The following is a 21,564-nucleotide window of genomic DNA, read 5'->3' as shown; positions in this document are numbered from 1 at the left end:
CCGCGCCAAGCCCGCACCCTCCAGGTGATCCATGAAACGCGCCCCTCGCAGCCGTCAACGCCATGATTTATATGCGAAATATCACGATTACGACAGCGAAATCAGCGACTTACTTGGAGAATGTGGGCTTCAATGGCTTGGCGTGAGGCCACCCCGGCTTTCCCCTTGTCAAATCGACCGACGCCTTATAGCAGCATTTGAGAGTCACTATCAATAGCATGGTTAGGGAAAATATGCGGGGGTTTCGCAACACACTGTTTTCGGCCTGTTCCGTGGGCGCCCTCCTGGGAACGGCCGCACCGGCGCTCGCCTTGTCGGCCCCGGTCATGGCGCCGGTCATGGTGGGGGACGATGGCGCCGAGCCGCAGCGTGTGCGCAGCGAGGAGATCGTCGTGCAGGGTGAGCGGGAAAAGCGGAGCGCGGCGTCCGGCACCAAGACCGATGTGCCGCTGATCGCCACGCCGCAGTCGATCGCGGTGATCGGTCAGGAGGAACTGACCCGCCGCAACGCGCTGTCGATCAACCAGGCGCTGGGCTATATCGCGGGCGTCGCGCCGAACCAGCGCGGCAATGTGGCGACGCGATACGACCAGTTGTTCCTGCGCGGGTTCCAGCCCGGCATCTTCATGGACGGGATGCGGCTGCTCGGCGGCGTCTATGCCAGTCCGCAGATCGACTTCCATTTGGTCGAATCGGTCGATGTGGTGAAGGGCCCGGCGGGCGTTACCTATGGTTCGGGTACGCCGGGCGGCCTCATCAACCTGACCAGCAAGCTGCCTTATGCGGGCGCGGGGGGCCGGATCGAGCTGGCCACCGGCAATTACGCGCTGCTGCGCTCGAGCATCGACGTGAATCAGCCGCTGGACGCCGACAATCACTGGCTGTTCCGCATGATCGCGGGGGCGGAGGAATCGGATGGCTTCATCCGCGATACCGCCAATCGCCGCTATTATGCGCGCCCGATGCTGACCTTCGCGCCCGATCGCGCGACCAGCGTGACCCTGATCCTCAATTACCAGCGCGACCCGGAATCGGCGTCCTATAGCGGCGTCCCGGTCTATGGCTCGGCGCTGCCCAATCCGTTCGGGGTGCTGCCGGTCGATTTCAACACGTCCGAGCCGTCCTATGAGGCGTTCGACCGGACGCAGAAATCGGCGACGATCCTGTTCCGCCACGACCTGTCCGACCGGCTGAGCTGGACGGTCAATGCCCGCTATCTGGCGGTCGACCTGCATTATCGCCAGATCTATGGCTCGGGCTATGTGACGCGCGGCACCGGCGCCAATGCCAATAGCGATTTTTCGACCCTGCGGCGCGGGGGCGGTGGATCGGACGAGGCGTTCCAGACCTTCACCGTCGACAATCATTTGGTCGGCAAGGTCGATACCGGGCCCTTGTCGCACACGGTCCTGGCGGGGATCGACTGGCAATATAATCGCGGCGAGAATTATCAGGGATTCTATACCGGCCAGAACGCCAATCCGGCGATCAACATCCCCGATCTCAACCTGTTCGCGCCGGTCTATGGCGTGCCTTTGCCCACCTTCTATCCCTCGCAGACGCACAATTACACCAAGCGCGACCAGGTCGGCCTGTATCTGCAGGACCAGATCGCGATCGGCAGGCTGCAACTGATCGCGAGCGGACGCTGGGACAGCTATAACCAGACCGCGCAGAATCTGAACACCAACACGGTCAGCCGGCTGAGCCAGACCGCCTTCACGACCCGCCTGGGCGCGTTGTACGAGACCAGGATCGGCCTCTCCCCCTTCGTCAGCTATTCGGAAAGCTTCGAGCCGCAGGCGGGGACCACCTGGGACGGGCGCGCCTTCACTCCCGTCACCGGTCGCCAATATGAGGCGGGCCTGAAATATCAGCCGCCCGGCACGACCGCGCTGTTCACCCTGTCCGCGTTCGACCTCCGGCGGCGCAATACCCCGGTCGCCGATCCTCGCGCCGGCACCGGCAACATCCCCGGCAACGCGCAGGTGCAGATCGGCGAGGTGTCGATCCGCGGCATCGAGCTGGACGGGCGCGGCACGCTGTCGCCCGGTTTCGACCTGGTGGTGGCCGCCACCTATAACGATCCGCGCGTGCGGCAGGGGACGCCGGTGGTCGGCACCGGCGACCAGATGAGCGGCGTCACCGGCACACGGCCGCTGGGCGTGCCGCAGTGGAGCGCATCGAGCTTCCTGTCCTATGACCTGGGCAAGGCGGGCATGGCCGGGGGGCTCGGCGGGCTGAGCCTGGGGGCCGGTGTGCGCTATGTCGGGGAATCGGATGGCACCGCGACCACGGTCGCGGCGGGAAAGACCGTCGTCCGGCGCTTTGCCTCACCCGATTACTGGCTGGCCGACCTGATGCTGGGCTATGATCTTGGCCGGGCCAGTCCGGCGATGGAGGGGCTGAGCCTGACCGCCAATGTCGCCAACCTGTTCGACAAGCGGCATATCACCAGCTGTTTCTTCAACAATGGCTGCTATTACGGGGCATCGCGGACCTTTGTAGGCAGCCTGCGCTATTCTTGGTAAGGGCGCATCCGATTCATCGAAAAGACGTGATCCCCCGTCCCGCCGCCTGCCTGGCCGGGCGGCGGACACAAAGGAGTTTTGAGGTTTGTCGACCGATACCGTGCTGCCCGAATTGACCCCGACCGCCGCCCTGAGCGTCGAGACGGTCCAGAGCGTTCATCACTGGAACGAGCATCTCTTCTCCTTCTCGATCTCGCGCCCCGACAGCTTCCGCTTCCGGTCGGGCGAGTTCGTGATGATCGGCCTGATGGGCGACAATGGCAAGCCGCTGCTCCGCGCCTATTCGGTGGCCAGCCCCTGCTATGACGAGAAACTCGATTTCCTGTCGATCAAGGTGCAGGATGGCCCGCTGACCAGCAAGCTGCAAAAGGTGCGGCCGGGCAGCCAGATCTATCTGGGGCGCAAGCCGACCGGCACGCTGGTCGCCGATGCGTTGCTGCCGGGCAAGCGGCTGTTCATGCTGTCGACCGGCACGGGCCTGGCCCCGTTCCTGTCGGTGGCGCGCGACCCGGACATCTATGACCTGTTCGACGAGGTCGTCATCGTCCACTCGGTCCGCCGGGTCAGCGACCTGGCGTTCCATGACGAACTGGCGGGCAAGCTGGCCTACGATCCCCTGGTTGGCGATATCGCGGCAGTGAAGTTTCACTACGTGCCCACCGTCACGCGGGAGCCGTTCCATACCACCGGGCGCATCGACGCGCTGATCGAGGATGGCCGGTTGTTCGCCGGGCTGCCCAGCGCGCATGGCTTCAACCCCGAGACCGACCGGATCATGATGTGCGGCAGCATGGACATGATCAAGTCGCTGGGCGCCATGTTCGAAGATATGGGCTTCCCCGAGGGCTCCAATGCGCAGCCGGGTGCCTATGTGATCGAAAAGGCCTTTGCGGGCTGATCGCCGACCTCAGCATCGGGGCCATGCCGGCAAAGGCCGGGGTCAACAGCCCGGATGGTGAGCGAGCGTTGCGACAGAATGGGGGGAGGCATGGGCGAACCGATCGCCGATGCCTCCCCTTTTCGTGTCGCCGCGCGACAGGCTGCGCCGTGCCCTAGCTTGGGCGCCCACGCGATGTTTGCGGAACTTCTCTCATCACCCCTGCACCTCATCTTCGCGACATTCGCCCGCCTCTGCGGCACATTTGTGCGACATTTGCGTCCTAACCCCGCAGCTGGGATCAAGGGATGAGGGACGACGATGCGGCTTTGGGCGGGTTTGATGCTGGCGAGTGCGATGCCGGTCATCGCGCAGGCGCAGGTGAGCGCGCCGCCGTCGTCCGACACCGCGCCGCTGTCATCCACCCCCCGCGCCGAGGTCGCGCCTGCTCCCGCGCAGGCGGTGCCGGTGCCTCCGCCCGCGGCCAGGCCACAGGCCGCCCCGCAGGCCGAGCCTGAGGATGAGGATGCGGGGCAGGGCGATGTCGTCGTCACCGCGCGGCGCGAACCCGGCAAGGTGCCCGGCGACATTCCCCCCGACCAGCAGCTCAGCCCCGCCGATATCCGATCCTATGGCGTGTCCAGCGTCGCCGACCTGCTGACCGAACTTGCGCCGCAGACGACCAGCGGGCGCGGCGGGTCGCCCGTCATCCTGCTCAACGGGCGGCGTATTTCGGGCTTTCAGGAAATCCGCGACCTGCCGACCGAGGCGATCCTGCGCGTTGATATCCTGCCCGAGGAGGTATCGCTCAAATATGGCTATCGCCCCGATCAGAAGGTCGTCAATTTCGTCCTGCGCCCGCGATTCCGCGCGCTGACGACCGAGGCGATCGGCCGGGTCACGACGCAGGGCGATGCCCCGATGGGGCAGGGACGGTTCGACTGGCTGGGCATTCGCCGCGACAAAAGGCTGAGCCTGCACGCCGATTATCAGGAAAGCGGCCGCCTGACCGAGGCGCAGCGCGATATCCGGGCGCCCGGCTCCTCCGCCGCGCTGGGCGGCAATCTCGTCACCGCCGATCCCGGCCTCGCCGCGCTGACCGGCACCAGCCCCAGCATGGTCGGGGTGCCGGGCGGGCTGACCGGCGCGCCGACGCTGGCGCAACTGGCGGGCACGCCGGCGAACAGCACCGACGTCACCCCCTATCGCACGCTGCAATCGGCGCAGCGCCAATTCGGCGCGAACATCGTCTATGCGCGCAATCTGTTCGGCAATGTCGGCGCGTCGTTCAATGCGCAGGTGCAGACGACGCAGAGCCATAGCTGGAACGGCCTGCCCTCGGCCAATCTGACGCTGCCCGTCGGCAACGGCTTCTCGCCCTTTGCCAGCCCGGCGACGATCGGCCGCCTGACCGACGCCTATGGCCCGCTGACCCAGGACAATACCGGGCTGACCGCGCATCTGGGCACCGCGTTCAACGGCGATCTGGGCAAGTGGCGTTGGTCCCTGACCGGCGCGTATGACCGTACCGAAAGCCGCGTCGCGACCGATACCGGGATGGACGTCGCGAGCCTTCAGGCGCGGCTCAACGCCAATGACCCGACCGCCAACCCCTATGGTCCGCTCGACGGGCTGACCCCCGCCGCGCGCAACTTCGCGCGGTCGACCGCGTCGTCGGGGGAGATCGACGCGCTGCTCAATGGCCGCGTCTTCGCGCTGCCGGCCGGCGATGTGCAGGCCAGCGTCAAGCTGGGCGGGCAGACCAGTGATTTCTCCAGCCGTTCGACCCGGTTCGGGCTGGTGCAATATGGCGATGTGGCGCGCGACATCGTCAACGGTCAGGTCAATCTGGACTTCCCCATCGCCAATCGCGACCGGTCGGTGCTGGGCGCGATCGGCGACCTGTCGCTCAACGTGAATGCCGGGGCGGATCATCTGTCGGATTTCGGCACGCTGACCACCATCGGCTATGGGGCCAACTGGTCGCTGCTGACCGGCGTTCGCTTCATCGCCAGCTGGACCGATCAGGAGGATGCGCCGACCGCGCAGCAACTGGGAAACCCGACGATCACGACACCCAATGTCCGCCTGTTCGACTATGTGCGCGGCACCACCGCGACGATCACCGCCGTCAGCGGCGGCAATCCCGCGCTGGTGCAGGACAGCCGCCACGTCATGAAGCTGGGCCTGACGGTCAAGCCATGGCAGCAGCGCGACATCAACCTCACCGCCAACTACTACCGCATCGGCACCGACGATCCGATCGCCTCCTTCCCCACGCCGACCGCGGCGATCGAGGCGGCGTTCCCCGATCGCTTCATCCGCGACGGGGCGGGCAACCTGCTGCGCGTCGATAGCCGTCCGGTCAACTTCGCGCGCACCGAGCGGTCGCAATTGCGTTGGGGGATCAATTTTTCCCGGCCGATCAAGTCCAGGATACAGAAGGAGATCGAGGCGTTCCGCGCCGGAACCGGGCCTAATCCGTTCGCGGGAATGCGTTTCCCGGGACGCGGGGGGGCGGGCGGTCCCGGGGGAGCGGCTGGCCCCGGTGGCGCACCGGGTGGTCCGCGTGCGGAGGGGCGTGGCCCGGGCGGCGGCGGTCCCCGCGGTGGCGGCTTCGGCGGCGGTCGTGGCGGCGGGCGCGTGCAGTTCGCGCTCTATCACACGCTGACCTTCGCCGACCGGGTGACGGTGGCCGATGGCGGCCCGGTACTGGACCTGTTGCGCGGCGATGCGATCGGCGCGAGCGGCGGCACCTCGCGCCATCAGCTCGAGGGGCAGCTTGGCTATTTCAACAACGGGCTGGGGGCTCGTCTGTCCGCCGACTGGCGCAGCGCGACGCGAGTCAATGGTGGGACCCTCGCCAATCCGCAGACGCTGAATTTCGGCAGTCTGGCGACGGTCGATTTCCGCCTGTTCGCCGATCTGGGGCAAAGGCTCGATCTGGTTCGAGCGCATCCCTGGATGCGCGGCACGCGGGTCAGCCTGTCGTTCGACAATCTGTTCAACCAGCGCCAGCGGGTGACGGATGCGACCGGCACGGTGCCGATCGGCTATCAGCCGGGCTATCTCGACCCGCTCGGCCGGACGGTGCGGCTGTCGATCCGCAAGATGGTCTTCTGACCGCAAACGCGTATGTTCGATGGCGTGTGAACGTTTTTGGAACGGCTTCGGAGAAGTTTCTGGTTAACCTAGGGTAATATCAGTGTCATCCTCGCCCCACTGATGTTGCGGCCTGACCAGTCAGGCGGAATATGGAGATGGACACCTGACCCCCCGGCGTTGCGGCGCCGGCGGGCAAAGCGGACATGAAAAGGGGCGCGCATGAACGATCGCCATGGGGTTGTGACGGATCCCGAGCCAAGAGGGTTGGCCGACCGCCTTCGTCATATCCATGACGAATTGCATGCGGTCGAAGCGATGGTGAGGGCCGATCGCGACGCCCGGTTGACGCCGGCGGATATCGGCCAGGTGATCCGTGCCGCGCGCGAGGGGATCGGCCAGTTTTTCGACCCCGCGCTGTTTGCCGATCCCGCCTTCGACATGTTGCTGTACGTCTATCTGGAAGAGGAACAGGGGAATGTGGTGGAAACCAGCGCCTGTTACCGCGCGTCGGGCGTACCGCGGACCACGGCGGTCCGCTGGATCAACATGCTGGTGTCGATGGGATTGTTCGAAAGCTCGCCGCATCCGACCGACCCGCGGCTCGCCCTGCTGACCCTGACCGATACGGCGCGCGATTCGATGCTGCGATGGCTGACCACGTTGCGGCCGATCCTCGACCGGCTCTGCGCCGTCGCCCAGGAGGGTAGGCCCCCCGCCTGACCGGTCTCAGGGGGTGCGGGTCAGGCGCTGGCGCAGCCGCGCGGCCAGCGTTTCCAGCGTCACGCCGTCGATCCGCGCCGCGACCGGTGCCTCCGACCGCAGGATGTCGGCGATGGCCAGTTGCGCCTGGGTGATCCGGTCGATCGACTGGATGCTGACCATGTGGCGGCGCAACGTGACCTCGTCGCTGCCCAGGTCATAGGCCAGTTCGGCCAGCGACCGGGTCAGTTCGACCAGTTCGTCGGCCAGCGCCTCGGCGAGCGGCCGATCGACCCCGGAGTCCATGACCATCGCCTGCCCCATCGGTTTAGCGTTTGCACAATTTGAGGATGTTGGCGGCCATCGCGTCGGGCGCCACCGGCTGTGACACCGCACCGCGCGACAGGATGAACTGCCCCTCGTTGCGGCCGATCGCATAGGCCCCACCCGCGAGCATCGCGCGCAGCCCGGCCGCGCCGTCCTCCTCGTCCAGCGCCAGCAACACGCCCAGGCCGTTGATCCCGGCCGCCTTGGCGACCGAGGCGAACAGCAGCGAGATGGACGGCCGCTCGCCCGACACGGGCTCGCGCGCCAGCAGGCGGATCGTGCCTTCGGGCCAGCGATCGACGACCATATGGGTCTCGCCCTGCGGCGCGAAATAGATGGTGCCCTGCTCGATCGCCATGCCGTCGGTCGCCTCGACCAGCCTGGGCGCGATCCGTTCGCGCAACTGCTCGATCATCGGGGTTAGCAGCCCGGCGCTCATCTGCTGCACCACCAGCGTCGGCGGGCCATTGGCGGGGAAATCCTGGAACAGGTCGAACAGCGCCTGGGTGTTGGCGGCATCGGCGCCGATGGCGAGCAGGCGGCCGTTCCAGTCGATCGGCGCGGGCGGCATCTTCCTGACCGGGGCGGCGGTGCCCGCGATCGTGCGCTTCAGATGCGCGTTGCGCGCCGACTTGATGCGCTTGCCCAGGCGGCTGATGATCGCATCCAGTTCGGACTGCACCGCGACCTTGGGCTTGGGGAAACAGTCGATCGCGCCCAGGCGCAGCGCCTCGATCGAATCGGCGGCGCCGGCGGCGGTGCGGGTGGAGAACATGATGACCGGCATCGGCCGCTCCTCCATGATCTCCGCCAGATAATCGAGGCCGCTCATGCCCGGCATCTCGACGTCCAGCGTCATCACCTCGGGCCGATATTTCTGGACCATCTCGCGGGCTTCCGCCGCGCCGTCGGCGGCGCCGACGACGCATACGCCCTTGATCCGTTCCAGCGCGCCCGAGATCAGGACCCGCATGGTCAGCGAGTCGTCGACGACAAGAACTTTCACATCCGCCATTACACTTACCTTCCGTAACCTGTACGCCGTTACGTCTTACTGGAGGGGGATCAGGCCGCCTCGGCCGTCGTGGCAATATTATCGGACAGGCGCTCCAGCGCCAGGATCAGGATCAGCCGCTGGTCGATCGTCGCCAGACCCTCGAGATAATGCGCCGCCGTCGCCTCGCCCATGTCGGGCAGCGGCTGCATCGCTTCGGGCGGCACGGTGACGATGTCGTTGACCGCATCGACGATCAGGCCCTGCAACTGCTCGCCGATCCGCACCACGATGATGACATGGCGCGCGCTGGGATCGGTGACGCCCCAGCCCAGGCGATGACGCAGGTCGAGGACCGGCAGAACGATGCCGCGCAGATTCACCACGCCGCGCACATGCGCGGGCACGTTGGGCAGCGGGGTGGCGGGCGACCAGGCGCGGATTTCGCGGATGGCCATGATGTCGACGCCCAGTATCTGGTCGCCGAGCTGGAAGGTGATGAGCTGACGCGACATGGTCGGGTTTCCTCGGGCCGGGGTGGGGTTAATGCAGCACGCGACGGATCGCCGCGGCCAGCTTTTCGGGGTTGAAGGGTTTGACGATCCAGCCGGTCGCCCCGGCGTCCCGCGCCCGCGCCTTCTTCTCGTCGGAGCTTTCGGTCGTCAACACCAGGATCGGCAGGTTGCGGTGCCCCGGCTGACGGCGCAGCGCCTCGATCAGGCCGAAGCCGTCCATGCGCGGCATGTTGATGTCGGTGATGACGAGATCCGGCGCGGCATCGGGCGTCACCGTGTCCAGCGTGTCCAGCGCGTGCACACCGTCCTCGGCCTCCAGCACCCGATATCCCATATCGGTGAGCGCGGCGCGCAGAAGCATTCTCATGCTGGGCGAATCGTCCACGGTCATGATGATTTGGGACACGCATTGGCCTTTCAAGGAATCGCGGGCTGTCAGAAAAATTCCACGTCGCCGGTCGAGGCGGCGGGAGGCGGAAGCGTGGGACGGGCGATACGCGGCGGCGGCGGCACCCGGTCGGTGACGTGCCGGCATCGTGCCAGGCCCAGCGCCGGGCGGAACTCGACCCGGCGTGCGCTCATGCCGCCGACATCCTCGCCCACCAGCGCGATGCGCTCATCGGCCAGGAATTTGCGCGCGAACCGGGCATTGGCGGCCCCGATGTCGCGAAAGCCGTCGCGCATCATCGCGCCGCCGAACAGCCTGGCCTTCAGGCTGTGCCGCTGCGCGCCAAGCGCCATCATCGCGTTGATCAGGACTTCCATGGCGTACACACCATAACGCTGCATGGATTTAGGATCGGTTTCCGCCGCGCCGGGCTCGGCGAGCAGGAAATGGTTCAAGCCGCCTATGCCCGCGACCGGATCGTAGAGACAGGCCGAGATGCAGCTGCCCAGGACCGTGGTCAGCACGACATCCCGGTCGCGCGACACGCGCGTCTCGCCCTGGATGACGGTGATCCGTCGCAGGCCGTCGCGCGGCGCCATCGGGTTCAGCATGGTCATGCGCGGCACCGTTCGATCAGGGCCGGCGCGATCCGGCCCAGCGACAATTGCCGGGTGACCGCGCCGATCTCCTGCGCGACGCCGGGCATCCCATAGACGACGCAGCTGTCGCGATCCTGCCCGATGGTGAAGCAGCCCGCATTGCGCATCGCCAGCATCCCGTCGGCCCCGTCGCGGCCCATGCCGGTCAGGATCGCACCGACCGCATGCGCGCCCGCCGTCCTGGCGACGCTGTGGAACAGCCGGTCGACCGACGGGCGGTGGCCGCTGGTCGGATCGTCGGGGATAAGCCGCGCGCGATACCGACCCTCGCCGCCCGCGACCTCCAGATGGTGGGTGCCGCCGGGCGCGAGATAGACATGCCCGGGCACCAGCGGCTGGCCATGCCGCGCTTCGGCGACCGCGGGCTTGGACAGCCGGTCGAGCCGCGCCGCGAAGCTGGTGGTGAAGGTCGCGGGCATGTGCTGCACGATGACGGTCGGCGGGCAATGGGCGGGAAAGCTGCCGAGCAGCGCGATCAGCGCCTCGACGCCGCCGGTGGAGGCGCCGATCGCGATCAGCGCGCCGGGGCGCGGCGTGAAATCGGCCATCGGCGTCGGCGGCGTGGCGGGATCGCGCAGGCGGACGCGGCGGCTGCCCGCGGCGGCCTTGACCGTGGCGACCAGATTGCCGTCGAGCATCCCGGCGGCGGGCTTGGCGCAGCATTCGACCGCGCCCAGTTCCAGCGCGCGGATGCTGATCTCCGCCCCCGCCTGGGTCAGGGTCGAGAGCATGACCACAGGCATCGGGCGCAACCGCATGACGCGCTCGAGAAAGTCGAGGCCGTTCATGTCCGGCATCTCGACGTCCAGCGTTAGCACGTCGGGGTCGAGCGCCTTGATCATCTCGCGCGCCTGGAGCGGGCCGTTGGCGGTGCCCACCACCTCAATCTCCGGGTCGCGGCTCAACGTGCTGGCGATCAGCGCGCGCATCGAGGGGGAATCGTCGACGATCAGCGTGCGGACGGGCATCAGGACACTTTCTGGAAAGCGGTGCGGCCGATGCAGCGGAACCGCGCCGAGACGTCCGGCGGGATGCGTTCGGCATGACCGATATAGAGGATACCCCCGTCGACCATCTGGTCGGCAAAGCGCTCCAGCAACTGCGCTTTGGTCGGTTCGTCGAAATAGATCATGACGTTGCGACAGAAGATCACGTCGAACGGCCGCTTCATCGGCCAGCCGCGCAGCAGATTGAGTTCGCGAAAGGCGATCGGTGCGCGCAGCACCGGGGCCAGTTCCTCCATGTCGCCGTCGCGGCGGCACCAGGCCGCCCGCATCGCGGCGGGCAGCGCGCGCGTGGTGTCGAGCGGATAGCGCGCCGCGCGGGCGGTGGCGATGACGCGGGGCGACAGGTCGGTGGCCAGCACGCGGAAATCCTGGTGCGCCAGCCTTTCCGCCGCCACCTTGTCGGTGCCCAGGATCGTCATCATCAGCGAATAGGGTTCCTCGCCGCTGGAACAGGCGGCCGACCACACCCGCACCCGTTCGCCCGCCGCCAGCCGCTCGGCGAAACCCGGCCACAGCGCGCGGTGGAAATGCTCGAAATGATGGTTCTCGCGGAAAAACGCGGTGTGGTTGGTGGTCAGCGCGTCGACCGCGCGCGCGCGTTCCTCGGCATCATTGGCGATGCGGGCGAGATAGTCGGGAAAATTGTCGAGATTGCAGGCGCGCAGCCGTCGCGCCAGCCGCCCATAGATCAGCTTCGCCTTGGTATCGGGCAGCAGGATGCCCGATTCGCGATAGATCAGGTCCGCGATCGCCTTGTGGTCGGACGCCGAAAAGGCGAACTCCATCTCACGCGGGGACAGGGCGGTCAGGGCCGTCACGCGGCCAGGTCCTCGATGAGCAGGCCGGGGCCGCGCCCGTCGCGCCGCCAGCGGCCGATCAGCGCGTCGACGTCGAGGATCAGCGCGACATGGCCGTCGCCCAGGATGGGTCGCACCGGCCAGCCCGTGGATGGCGCGGTAATTGGCCTCCAGGCTCTTCACCACGACCTGCCGCTGGTCCTGGATCGAATCGACCATCAGCACCGCCTGGCCCTGGTCGCTTTCGACGACGATCAGCACCGCCTCCTCGGGCCGGGGCGTCGCGCCCGTGACGCCCAGTTGCTCGCCGACGCGGTGGACCGGGACATAGGTGCCGCGCACGTCGAGCAGCGGCGACTGGCCGCCGACGAACTGGACCTCGTCGATGCCGGGGCGCAGGCTCTCGACGATATGGGTCAGCGGGATGACGAAGGTCTGGTCCCCAACGGTGACGATCATGCCGTCCAGCACCGCGAGCGTCAGCGGCAGGCTGAGCGAGAAGCTGGACCCCTTGCCCAGCTCGGACTGGATGCCGATGCGGCCGCCGAGCGCCTGGATGTTCTTGCGCACCACGTCCATGCCCACGCCCCGCCCCGAAATGTTGGAGACGGCGCTGGCGGTGGAAAAGCCGGGGGCGAAGATCAGATTGTCGATCTCCTCGTCCGACATCTGCGCCTCGGACGAGATGATGCCGCGTTCAATTGCCTTGGCCCGGACGCGTGCGCGGTCGATGCCGCGCCCGTCATCGGCGACGGTGATGACGATCCGGCCCGACTGGTGCGCGGCGGACAGGGTGACGACGCCCTCGGCCTCCTTGCCCAGCGCCTTGCGATCGGCGGGGGTTTCCAGCCCATGGTCGACCGCGTTGCGAATGAGGTGGGTCAGCGGCTCGCCGATGCGCTCGACCACGGTCTTGTCGACCTCGGTCATCTCGCCCTGAACCTCCAGGCGGACGCGCTTGCCGGTTTCGACCTCCAGCTCGCGGATGATGCGCGGCACGCGGCTGAACACCGTCTTCATCGGCTGCGCGCGGATCGCCATCGTCGAATCCTGAAGCTCGCGGGTCAGATGGTCGAGATCGGTCAGCTCGGGGATCGAGCCCATGTCGTTCTTGGACAGGCGTTGCGCCAGCATCGCCTGGGTGATGACCAGCTCGCCGACCAGATTGACCAGCCGGTCCAGCCGGTCGAGATCGACGCGGATCGTCTGAGCGGCAGCGGCGACGACGCGCGGATTGCCGGCGGCCTCGGCCAGCGGCACGGTCGGTATGGTCGGGGTCGGGGTCGGGGTCGGCGTCGGGGTCGGCGTTGTGGTTGGGGGCGGGGCGGGCGTGGAAGCCGCCATGGGCGTGGCCGTGACCACCGGCGCGGCGGGGGCCTCGACGGTTTCGACGACCGGATCGGCCTCGATCATGTCGGCGCGGGTGATGGTCAGGCGACATTGCGGGTCGGCAAAGTCGAAGACCGCCCGGATGTCTTCCTCGCTCACCGTGCCCGGCAGCGCGAGCACGAAGCCGATATAGGCGCGCTCGGCATCCAGCCCGTCGAGCTGCGGTAGCGCGGACAGGTCGGCGCGGATCGTGCGCGATCCCATGCGCGCCAGTTCGCGCAGCGCCAGCATCGGCTCGGCCCCATGGTCGAAGGCGCGCGGGCCCGGATGCACGGTGACTATCCATTCGGGCATGGCGGGGGCAGGCGCGGCGGCGGGCTCCTCCAGCATGGCGAACAGCGCGTCGAAATCGTCGAGCGGCGGGGCGGCGGCGGGGGCCGGATCGGCCTCCCTCGCCGGGGACGCGACAGCCCCGGCCACCGGCTCGGCGGCGGCGATATTTCCCTCGGCCGCGGCTGCCAGCCGGTCGAGCATCGCCTGGTCGGACGGTGTGGCGCCTTCACCGCGCGCGGCGGCGACATGGTCGGTCAGCGTGTCGAAGGCGGCGACGATCAGGTCGATCAGCGGTTCGCCGAGCGGCAGCGTGCCGTTGCGGACCAGGTCGAGGACCGTTTCATAATGGTGCGAGAAATGCTGCAACCGTTCATGGCCGAACGCGCCCGCGCCGCCCTTGATCGAATGGACCGCGCGAAAGACGGTGTTGATCGTCTCGTCGTCGTGACGCCCGCGCTTCAGATCGGCGAAGGCGCTCTCCAGCGCGACCAGCCCTTCCTCGCATTCCTGAAAGAATATCTGCTGGATCTCATCGAGATTCATCGGGACGGACCTTTCAGGCGGCGTTGGCGACGAGGTCGTCCAGCCCCGCCAGGCTGATCATCGCGGACAGGGCGTCGGACGGGTGGCGCAGTTCGAAGTCGATCGCGGCCGCCAGCGCCGTCGCCTGGGCGCTGGCCAGCACCTGGAGACAGGCCTGGCCGACCTGCGCCACCTGCGCTCCGTCGAGCGAGATCGTGTCCCCCGCCGCGATCAGGTCGAGCAGGGCCTGGCGCAGCGGCGGCGCGGCGTTGGTGTCCAGCACGGGGGCGAGTGAGTGGGCGGTCAAGACAGGGCTCCGGGGCGCGTTCGTGACAGGAAGGGCGGGGCGTTGCCGTCGCTCCCCGCCCGGGCGGCGGTGGCGGGATACGCCGTCATGATTCGGTCCATTCGTCTTCGTTGACCGCCAGCGCGACCCGGCCGGCCCGCGCGATACGGTGCCCGGCGGCGGCGGCGCGCCGTTGCAACGCATGGACCGGTTGCGCCGTGGCGGGCGCGGCGACGGCCCGGACGATCGGCTCGGGCAGGCCCGTCGCAGGGCCGTCCGCGTCGGCGATCCGGAACCGGGCGATCTCCTGCGCCAGGCCATCGGCTTCGATCGCCAGCGCGCGGGCGGCGGCGGTGGCCTGCTCGACCATCGCGGCATTTTGCTGGGTCACGCCGTCCATCTGCGACACGGCGATATTCACCTCCTGCAGGCCGATCGACTGCCGGTCGGCCGAGGTCGCGATATGCTCGACCAGCCCGCTGATCTCGGTGATGCGGCCGATGATGCGTTCCAGCGCCAGGCCGGTCTCGCTGACCAGCCCCACGCCCGCCTCCACCTGTTCCGAGCTGGCCAGGATGCGCGCCTTCACGTCCTTGGCGGCGTCGGCCGAGCGCTGGGCCAGCGCGCGCACTTCGGAAGCGACGACCGCGAAGCCCCTGCCCGCGTCCCCGGCGCGCGCTGCCTCGACCCCCGCGTTGAGCGCGAGCAGATTGGTCTGGAACGCGATGCCGTCGATCACGCTGATGATCTCGGAGATTTCGGACGAGCCCCGCTCGATGCCGGCCATCGCCTCGACCGCGCGGCGCACGACGGTGCCCGAATGCTCGGCCTCGCGGCGGGCCTCCGACACGGCGTCGTTGGCGCGTCTGGCCCCTTCGGTCGCCTGGCGGACGGTCGAGGTGATCTCGTCCATCGCGGCGGCGGTTTCCTCCAGGCTCGCGGCCTGCTGCTCGGTGCGCTGCGACAGGTCATCCGAGGCCTGGTGGATGTCGTTGGCGCCGACATGGATGCCCCGGGTCGCGGCCACCACCTTGCCCATCGCCGCGCCCAGCGACTGGATCGCGCGGTTATAGTCGGCGCGGAGCTGTTCATAATCGGCGGGGAAGGGGGTGCGGATCGTCTCGCTCAGATTGCCCTGCGCCAGCTCGCCCAGCGCCTTGCCCAGCGCCGTGACCACGACCTGCTGGGCTTCGGATGCCTGGCGCACGTCCGCGGCGTTGCGGCGAAAGACCTGCACGGCCTTGGACATGCGACCAATGCAGTCGCTATAGTCGTCCAGCAGGACGACATTGTCCAAATCTCCAGCCGCCAGCTTTTCCATGCTGGCGACACTGGTCACATAGGGGTTGCAAATCAGTGAACGACTGACGCTCGCCACGATCAGCGTCAGCACCAGCAGACCGGTTGCGGCGATGACCGGCGCGGTCGGCGCGAGGTGGCCCTGCGCCGCGATCGTCGTGGCCAGTCCACCGGCGGCCAGGCCGCCATAGAGCAGCGTCAGAACATCGAACTTGGTACGTATCGGCGCCGCTCTGGCAAACCAGGAAAACATGATCCGAAACCCTTCCATCGACCTTGCGGGCCACGCCCGCGACAGGGGAGGCAGATCGATCGGGCGGGTGCTGATCTTTCTGCATATCTGTCCATTATGGTCAGATGCGTAAAGATCGGGTTTCGGGTCGAGCCTGTTCCACGGAAAGGTTTTATCGGATCAATGATCGGACAGGCTTTTCAACATGCCCATTGTGGATAGGATTTCGATCCAATAGCCATCGGGGTCGGTGATGAAGGCGATGTCCTTCATCTTGCCGTCCTGCGGCTTTTTCTTGAACGGCACGCCCAGCGATTCGAAGCGGGCGCAGGCTTCCGTAACGTCCGCGACGCTGATGCCGAGATGGCCGAAGCCGCGCGGCTCGGTATTGCCGTTGTGATAGCCCTGGAAATCGGGATCGGACTCGGTGCCCCAATTATGGGTCAGTTCCAGCGTGGTTTCGCGGTTGAAAATAAACTTTGCGCGTTCGGCGGGATCCTCGGGAATCGCCTCGCCATCCGCCAGATACGCCAGGAAATAGAGCGAGAATCGCATCTCCTCGAAATCGAGGCGCTGCAACAGGGTCATGCCCAGCACGTCCTGGTAAAAGGCGAGCGAAGGCTTGGGATCGCGGATGCGCAGCATCGTCTGGTTGAGCACGAAGGACTCGGTGCCGGTTGGCCGGGGCATGGATCAACTCCTGACTGGAACGGACATGGCCCCCCGCCCGTGAAACGGGGCGGAGGGCCATCGGTGAAACCGAACGCGACGCCGTATCAGGCGAGTGTCAGGCCGACATCCACATTGTTGCGGGTCGCGTTGGAATAGGGGCAGACCTGATGGGCGGCCTGGACCAGCCGCTCGCCATCGGCGCGATCGACGCCGGGAAGATCGACCAGCAGGTCGACGGTGATGCCATAGCCGCCCTCGTCGCGCTGGCCGATGCCCACCTCGGCGGTGACGGTCGCGTCCGGCGGCACGCGCACCCCCTCCTTGCCTGACACCGCCTTCATCGCGCCGAGGAAACAGGCGGAATATCCCGCCGCGAACAGGGTTTCGGGGTTGGTGCCCTCGCCGCCGGGGCCGCCCATCTCCTTCGGGACGACCAGCTTGACGTCGACCGAACCGTCTTCCGACCGCGAGGCGCCGTCACGACCGCCGGTTGCGGTGGCTCGGGTCTTGTAGATGGCATGCACGCCCATATCGGCTCTCCCATGATGATATCCGTCGGGGGCACAATCGCGGGACAGCCGCCGTCGTTCCATCGCCGGTGCCGCGCGCGGGCGGGATCGCGACGATCGCCGCTCAGCGTGCGGTGGCCCGGATCGCCGCGTCGGACCAGCCGCCGCCCATCGCCTGATACAGGGTGATATAGGCGGTCAGCTGATTGGCCTGCGCCTCGGCCAGCGCCAGTTCGGCATTCAGCAGCCCGCGCTGGGCGTCCAGCTGCTCCAGATAGGAGGAATAGCCTGCGCGGTAGCGGTTGGAGGCGATGCGCAGGGCATCGGCCTGCGCGGTGCGCTGTCCGGCCAGCGCCGCCGCCTGTTCGCCCGAACGGCGGACCGAGGCCAGGCTGTCGTCGACTTCGCGAAAGGCGGTCAGCGCGGCCTTGCGATAGGCAAAGGCCGCCTGGTCGCGCCGGGCGGCACCCGCATCCGCCTGGGCGCGCAGGCGCCCGGCGTCGAAGATCGGGGCCAGCACGCTGCCGCCGATCGAAAAGACGGTCAGCGGGTTCTTGAGCGCGTTGGACAGCACCACGCCCGCCGATCCGGTCAGCCCAAGGCTGGGCAGCATCGCCGCGCGCGCGCTGTCGAGCGAGCGGTCGGCGGCGACCAGCGCCTGTTCGGCCTGATACAGGTCGGGGCGGCGGCGCAGCAGGTCGGCGGGCAGGCCGTCCGGAATGGGCGGGCGGACCAGCCGGTCGATGGGCAGGCCGCGCGGGATCGGGCCGGGGTTGCCGCCGACCAGCACGCTCAGCGCGTTTTCCTGCCGGGTCACCGCCAGCCGGGCGGCGGCGACCAGTTGCTCGGTCGAGCGATATTCGCCCTGCGCCTGCCGCAGTTCGAGATTGGAGGTATAGCCCGTCTCCGCCCGCCGCCGCGCGATACGCAGCGCGTCGGTGCGGGCGGCCAGCGTCTCCTCGGCGATGTGCAGCCGGTGGTCGAGCGCGCGCAGGGTGACATAGCCGCTGGCCACGCCGCTCGCCAGTGCGAGGCGGACGGTGTCGCGCGCCGCCTCGGTCGCCAGCAACTGGGCGCGGGCGGCGGCGCGGGCGGCGCGCAACCGGCCGAACAGGTCGGCATCATAGCTGGCCTGTACCAGTGGTTGTCCGCCCAGCTGATCGAGCCCGGTGCCGAAGGCGGTGACGCTGCGCGCTTCGGATGCGGACGCGCCCGCCGTGACATTGGGCGACAGCTGTGCACGGGCCAGCCGTTCCTGCGCGCGCGCCTCGTCGACCCGTGCGGCGGCGCTGCCCAGATCGGGGCTTTCGGTCAGCGCGCGGGTCACCAGCGCCGTCAGTTGCGGGTCGCCAAAGGCCTGCCACCATTGGGCGGCAATCGGCATGCCGGGGGCAAGCGTGGTGCGCCAGGCGGGCGGCGGCACGACCGCGCTGCCGACCGGGCTGGCCGGACGCGGCCCGAGGCAGCCCGCGAGCACCAGCGCACCCGCCAGCGGCAGGAGGTGCCGCGTCCTCATCGGACCTTCGGCCCGCCGGAGGTATCGACGCGGGCCTCGACCGACATGCCGGGGCGCAACCGGGCGCTGAGCGGCTGGCCGGGATCGATGCGGATGCGCACGGCGATACGCTGCGGCACCTTGGTGAAGTTGCCGGTCGCATTGTCCGATTTCAGGACCGCGAACTCCGAGCCCGCGGCGGGGGAGATGCGCTCGACATGGCCATTCAGACGCGCATTGTTCAGGCCGTCGACGGTGAAGCTGGCCGGTTGGCCCACCGCCATGCGGGAGGTCTGCGCTTCCTTGAAATTGGCGATCACCCAGGTTTCGGGCGGGACCAGGAACATCAGTTGCGAACCTGCCGTGACATATTGGCCCAGCCGCACGCCGACCTCCGACAGGCGGCCATCTTCGGGCGCGCGGACCAGCGTGTTGGACAGATCGATCTGCGCCAGCCGCCGGGTGGCCTCCGCGCCCGACACGCCGGCCTGCTGCCCGCCGCGTCCGACTTCGACCGTGCGGATATCCTGTCGCGCGATCTCGCGCGCGGCCCTGGCCTGGCGCAGCGCGGCCTGCGCCTGGCGCAGCGCGGCGAGCGTCTGGTCGCGTTCGCGCAACGACACCGATCCGTCGGTCACCAGATCCTCGACGCGCGCCATATCGGCCTGCGCGCGCATCAACTGCGCTTCGGCATTGGCGACGGCGGCGTCCTGCGCCGACAGGCTGGCGGTGCGCGAGGCCTGGGCCTGGCGGCTATTGGCCAGCGTCGCGGTCTGCGCCTGAACCTGCGCGTTCGCCTGGTCGACGCGCTGACGATAGATGCGGTCGTCGATCTTCACCAGCGGCTGGCCGGCGCGCACCATGTCGAAATCGCGGACCAGCACGGCGGTGACATAGCCGCTGACCTGTGGCGCGATCACCGTGGTGCGTCCGCGGACATAGGCGTTGTCGGTGGACTGTACGTTGGTGGCGAAGGGTGGCAGTCGCCAGGCCGCCAGCACCGCCGAGACGCCGCCGACCACCAGCAGCACGATCAGCAGGTTCGATTGCCACCCGCCCCTGGGCGGGCTCCAGCGCGATCCCGGCACGGTGGCGGGTGCGGGGGGCGCGGGCGGCGGCACGCCGGCCTCGGCGGCGGCCTCCTCGGTCATGGGGGTGGGCGAGACGGGCGAGCGGATGTCGGTCATGACGAAGCCTTGGCAGCGGCGCGCGCCCGCCGGGCACGACGCCAGGTCAGCAGCGCGAGGAACAGGGTGACGGCGGCCGCCAGCGCGGCAACCAGCCGGAAGACATCGTTATAGGCGCGGATATTGGCTTCGCGCGTCGCCGCCCGCGAAAGCAGCGCCGCGCCTTCGGCCCGGGCCAGGACAGGGTCGCCGACCACGCCCGCGACCCGCGCGCCGCCCGCCATGATCCGCTGGGTCACTTGCGGATCGGTCGGGTCGATATTCTGGACGATCGCCGCGCTATGCGTCTTTTCGCGGATCGTCTGATAGGTGCCGAGCAGGGCGGTGCCGCCCAGCCCGCCGATCGAGTTGAGCATCCCGAACAAGGCGATGAAGCTGATGACATGCCCGGCCCCCTGTTGCAGCGCGCGGGTCATGCCGAACAGCAGCGACGGGCCGAGGAAGAAGGTGGTCGAAAAGGCGATCAGCGCCTGGGTCGCGTAAAGCTGTGGCGCGCGGGTGAGGTTGGTGGAGAAGCTGTCGGCAAAGGCGGCGATGGCGACCAGCCCGATCGCGAACATGATCGGATGGGTCAGCCGGTTCACGTCCAGCGTCACCGCGCTGGCCACCACGCCCGCGATCGATGCCACGAAGACGATGGTGAACAGCGTGCCGAACTGGTCGTTATTCTGCCCCAGCGCGGTCAGCAGCCCGACCGCGCCGAAATTCTGTTCGGACAGGACGATGCGCGCCATCAGCGTGACGATCGCGAAGCGGACGATGTCGAGCGAGCCGAGCCACTGCGTGTTGAGCAGCGGATGGGCGCGGTGATGCTCGATCCACAACGCCGCGACGAGCAGCGGGATGGCGATGGCCAACGCCCAGCCGATCCACGCCGCCTGGGTCCACCAGTAGAAGCGGCCCTGTCCAATCACCGCGCAGAACAGCCCGATGGCGGGTGCGTACAGCGCGAAGGTCAGGAAATCCAGCGGTTCGAATGCCTTGACCCGTTCGGTCGGGGGCAGGCGCAGCGCGGCGACCGCCGCCAGGCTGATTGCCGCCAGCCCGAATTCGAACAGGTAGAGCGTGCGCCACTGCGACATGGCGAGCAGGTCGGGCGAGAACAGCCGCGCCAGCGGCGTCGCGCATTGCGGCACGCCGATGCCCAGCACGATCGCCTTCAGCCGCCATTTGTTGGGCAGTGCCTGCATCATGTAATAGAGGCCCAGCGACGTCAGCGCCGCCGCCGCCATGCCGCTGGCCGCGCGCACCGCGATCGCCGAGCTGAAATCGCGCGCGAACAGATGGGCGAAGGCGAGCAGCGTGTAGAGCCCGACGAACAGCAGGGCGAAGGGGCGCAGACCGAATTGCTGGCGGAACTTGATGAGCAACAGGTTGATCGACGCGTTGGTCATCACATAGGCGATGGGCAGCCACGCGATCTCGGTCGGATCCAGGCCCAGCCCGCCCTGCAACTGCGTCGTATTGGCCGAGACCAGCGCGTTGCCCAGTCCGCCGGTCAACCCGATCAGCACCGCGATCACGCCATAGGCGATTCGGCGGTGCAGCGGGTGATCGAAATTGCCGGGGGACCCCGGAATGGCCGGGCGTTCCTGCGGCGTGAAGGCCCATTGCTCCTCACTCCAGAACTGCCGCAATCCTGTCGCCATCCTCGTCCTTTCGCCCCGTCGCGCCGAACGTGCAACCCGTCGAAACGGATGCCGGGCAAGAAGGGCCTAAGCTCCTGATCGGGGAGAATTGTTCCATCCCCGGTATGATCGGGGGCCGGGACGGGCTCTTGAGCGGCCCGCATCCCCATGCG

At 68.0% G+C, this 21,564-nt stretch carries 17 protein-coding genes and 2 pseudogenes; 4 read left to right on the top strand and 15 right to left on the bottom strand.

Going from position 1 to position 21,564, the window contains the following annotated elements; genetic code table 11:
* Positions 1 to 272 precede the first annotated feature (272 nt).
* The 4 genes from RN629_RS12945 (at position 273) to RN629_RS12930 (ending at position 7,233) form a co-directional block, all read left to right on the top strand.
* Complete coding sequence (locus RN629_RS12945; RefSeq protein WP_407035554.1) at positions 273 to 2,531, top strand: TonB-dependent siderophore receptor; 2,259 nt, start codon at positions 273 to 275, stop codon at positions 2,529 to 2,531.
* An 85-nt stretch (positions 2,532 to 2,616) separates the two neighbouring features.
* Positions 2,617 to 3,429, top strand: coding sequence for a ferredoxin--NADP reductase (locus RN629_RS12940; protein ID WP_407035553.1), 813 nt, complete (start codon positions 2,617 to 2,619; stop codon positions 3,427 to 3,429).
* 300 nt (positions 3,430 to 3,729) lie between these two features.
* Positions 3,730 to 6,531 carry a TonB-dependent receptor gene (locus tag RN629_RS12935; RefSeq protein WP_407035552.1) on the top strand — a complete coding sequence of 934 codons (2,802 nt, stop codon included), beginning with the start codon at positions 3,730 to 3,732 and terminating at the stop codon, positions 6,529 to 6,531.
* Between the two features lie 246 nt (positions 6,532 to 6,777).
* Positions 6,778 to 7,233 (top strand): transcriptional regulator, encoded by a 456-nt coding sequence (locus tag RN629_RS12930; protein ID WP_407035551.1) that lies wholly within the window; start codon positions 6,778 to 6,780, stop codon positions 7,231 to 7,233.
* A gap of 6 nt (positions 7,234 to 7,239) precedes the next feature.
* Here the strand turns inward: RN629_RS12930 and RN629_RS12925 are convergent, their stop codons facing one another.
* The 15 genes and pseudogenes from RN629_RS12925 to RN629_RS12855 all read right to left on the bottom strand — a co-directional run bounded on the left by RN629_RS12925 (position 7,240) and on the right by RN629_RS12855 (position 21,412).
* Positions 7,240 to 7,524: a hypothetical protein gene (locus RN629_RS12925; RefSeq protein ID WP_407035550.1), complete on the bottom strand. Its 285-nt coding sequence runs from the start codon at positions 7,522 to 7,524 to the stop codon at positions 7,240 to 7,242.
* 16 nt (positions 7,525 to 7,540) lie between these two features.
* On the bottom strand, positions 7,541 to 8,554 hold the full coding sequence (locus RN629_RS12920) for a chemotaxis protein CheB (protein WP_407035549.1): 1,014 nt from the start codon (positions 8,552 to 8,554) through the stop codon (positions 7,541 to 7,543).
* A gap of 50 nt (positions 8,555 to 8,604) precedes the next feature.
* The gene (locus RN629_RS12915) at positions 8,605 to 9,048 is read right to left on the bottom strand and encodes a chemotaxis protein CheW (RefSeq protein ID WP_407035548.1); all 444 of its coding nucleotides are present in this window, start codon (positions 9,046 to 9,048) and stop codon (positions 8,605 to 8,607) included.
* 28 nt (positions 9,049 to 9,076) lie between these two features.
* Positions 9,077 to 9,454: a response regulator gene (locus RN629_RS12910; RefSeq protein WP_407035547.1), complete on the bottom strand. Its 378-nt coding sequence runs from the start codon at positions 9,452 to 9,454 to the stop codon at positions 9,077 to 9,079.
* 29 nt (positions 9,455 to 9,483) lie between these two features.
* Positions 9,484 to 10,053 (bottom strand): chemotaxis protein CheD, encoded by a 570-nt coding sequence (locus tag RN629_RS12905; RefSeq protein WP_407035546.1) that lies wholly within the window; start codon positions 10,051 to 10,053, stop codon positions 9,484 to 9,486.
* Positions 10,050 to 11,063, bottom strand: coding sequence for a protein-glutamate methylesterase/protein-glutamine glutaminase (locus RN629_RS12900; protein ID WP_407035545.1), 1,014 nt, complete (start codon positions 11,061 to 11,063; stop codon positions 10,050 to 10,052). The genes RN629_RS12905 and RN629_RS12900 overlap by 4 nt, the downstream gene beginning before the upstream one ends.
* A pseudogene (locus RN629_RS12895) lies at positions 11,063 to 11,845 on the bottom strand (CheR family methyltransferase); the annotation flags it as partial. The pseudogene RN629_RS12895 and the gene RN629_RS12900, both read right to left, overlap by 1 nt.
* Before the next feature lie 71 nt (positions 11,846 to 11,916).
* A pseudogene (locus RN629_RS12890) lies at positions 11,917 to 14,104 on the bottom strand (chemotaxis protein CheA).
* 13 nt (positions 14,105 to 14,117) lie between these two features.
* On the bottom strand, positions 14,118 to 14,390 hold the full coding sequence (locus RN629_RS12885) for an STAS domain-containing protein (RefSeq protein WP_407035544.1): 273 nt from the start codon (positions 14,388 to 14,390) through the stop codon (positions 14,118 to 14,120).
* Positions 14,391 to 14,475: 85 nt separating this feature from the next.
* Positions 14,476 to 15,921, bottom strand: a complete 1,446-nt coding sequence (locus tag RN629_RS12880) for a methyl-accepting chemotaxis protein (RefSeq protein ID WP_407035543.1) — start codon at positions 15,919 to 15,921, stop codon at positions 14,476 to 14,478.
* A gap of 159 nt (positions 15,922 to 16,080) precedes the next feature.
* Positions 16,081 to 16,590, bottom strand: a complete 510-nt coding sequence (gene gloA, locus RN629_RS12875) for a lactoylglutathione lyase (RefSeq protein WP_407035542.1) — start codon at positions 16,588 to 16,590, stop codon at positions 16,081 to 16,083.
* 86 nt (positions 16,591 to 16,676) lie between these two features.
* Positions 16,677 to 17,102 (bottom strand): organic hydroperoxide resistance protein, encoded by a 426-nt coding sequence (locus tag RN629_RS12870; protein WP_407035541.1) that lies wholly within the window; start codon positions 17,100 to 17,102, stop codon positions 16,677 to 16,679.
* Between the two features lie 103 nt (positions 17,103 to 17,205).
* Positions 17,206 to 18,597, bottom strand: coding sequence for an efflux transporter outer membrane subunit (locus RN629_RS12865; protein ID WP_407035540.1), 1,392 nt, complete (start codon positions 18,595 to 18,597; stop codon positions 17,206 to 17,208).
* Positions 18,594 to 19,763, bottom strand: coding sequence for an HlyD family secretion protein (locus RN629_RS12860; protein WP_407035539.1), 1,170 nt, complete (start codon positions 19,761 to 19,763; stop codon positions 18,594 to 18,596). The genes RN629_RS12865 and RN629_RS12860 overlap by 4 nt, the downstream gene beginning before the upstream one ends.
* Positions 19,760 to 21,412 (bottom strand): efflux MFS transporter permease, encoded by a 1,653-nt coding sequence (locus RN629_RS12855; RefSeq protein ID WP_407035538.1) that lies wholly within the window; start codon positions 21,410 to 21,412, stop codon positions 19,760 to 19,762. The genes RN629_RS12860 and RN629_RS12855 overlap by 4 nt, the downstream gene beginning before the upstream one ends.
* Positions 21,413 to 21,564: the final 152 nt, after the last annotated feature.

This window comes from Facivitalis istanbulensis (genome assembly GCF_040560405.1).
Lineage (GTDB): Bacteria > Pseudomonadota > Alphaproteobacteria > Sphingomonadales > Sphingomonadaceae > Sphingomonas > Sphingomonas istanbulensis.
This window is presented reverse-complemented; position numbering and strand designations above follow the sequence as displayed.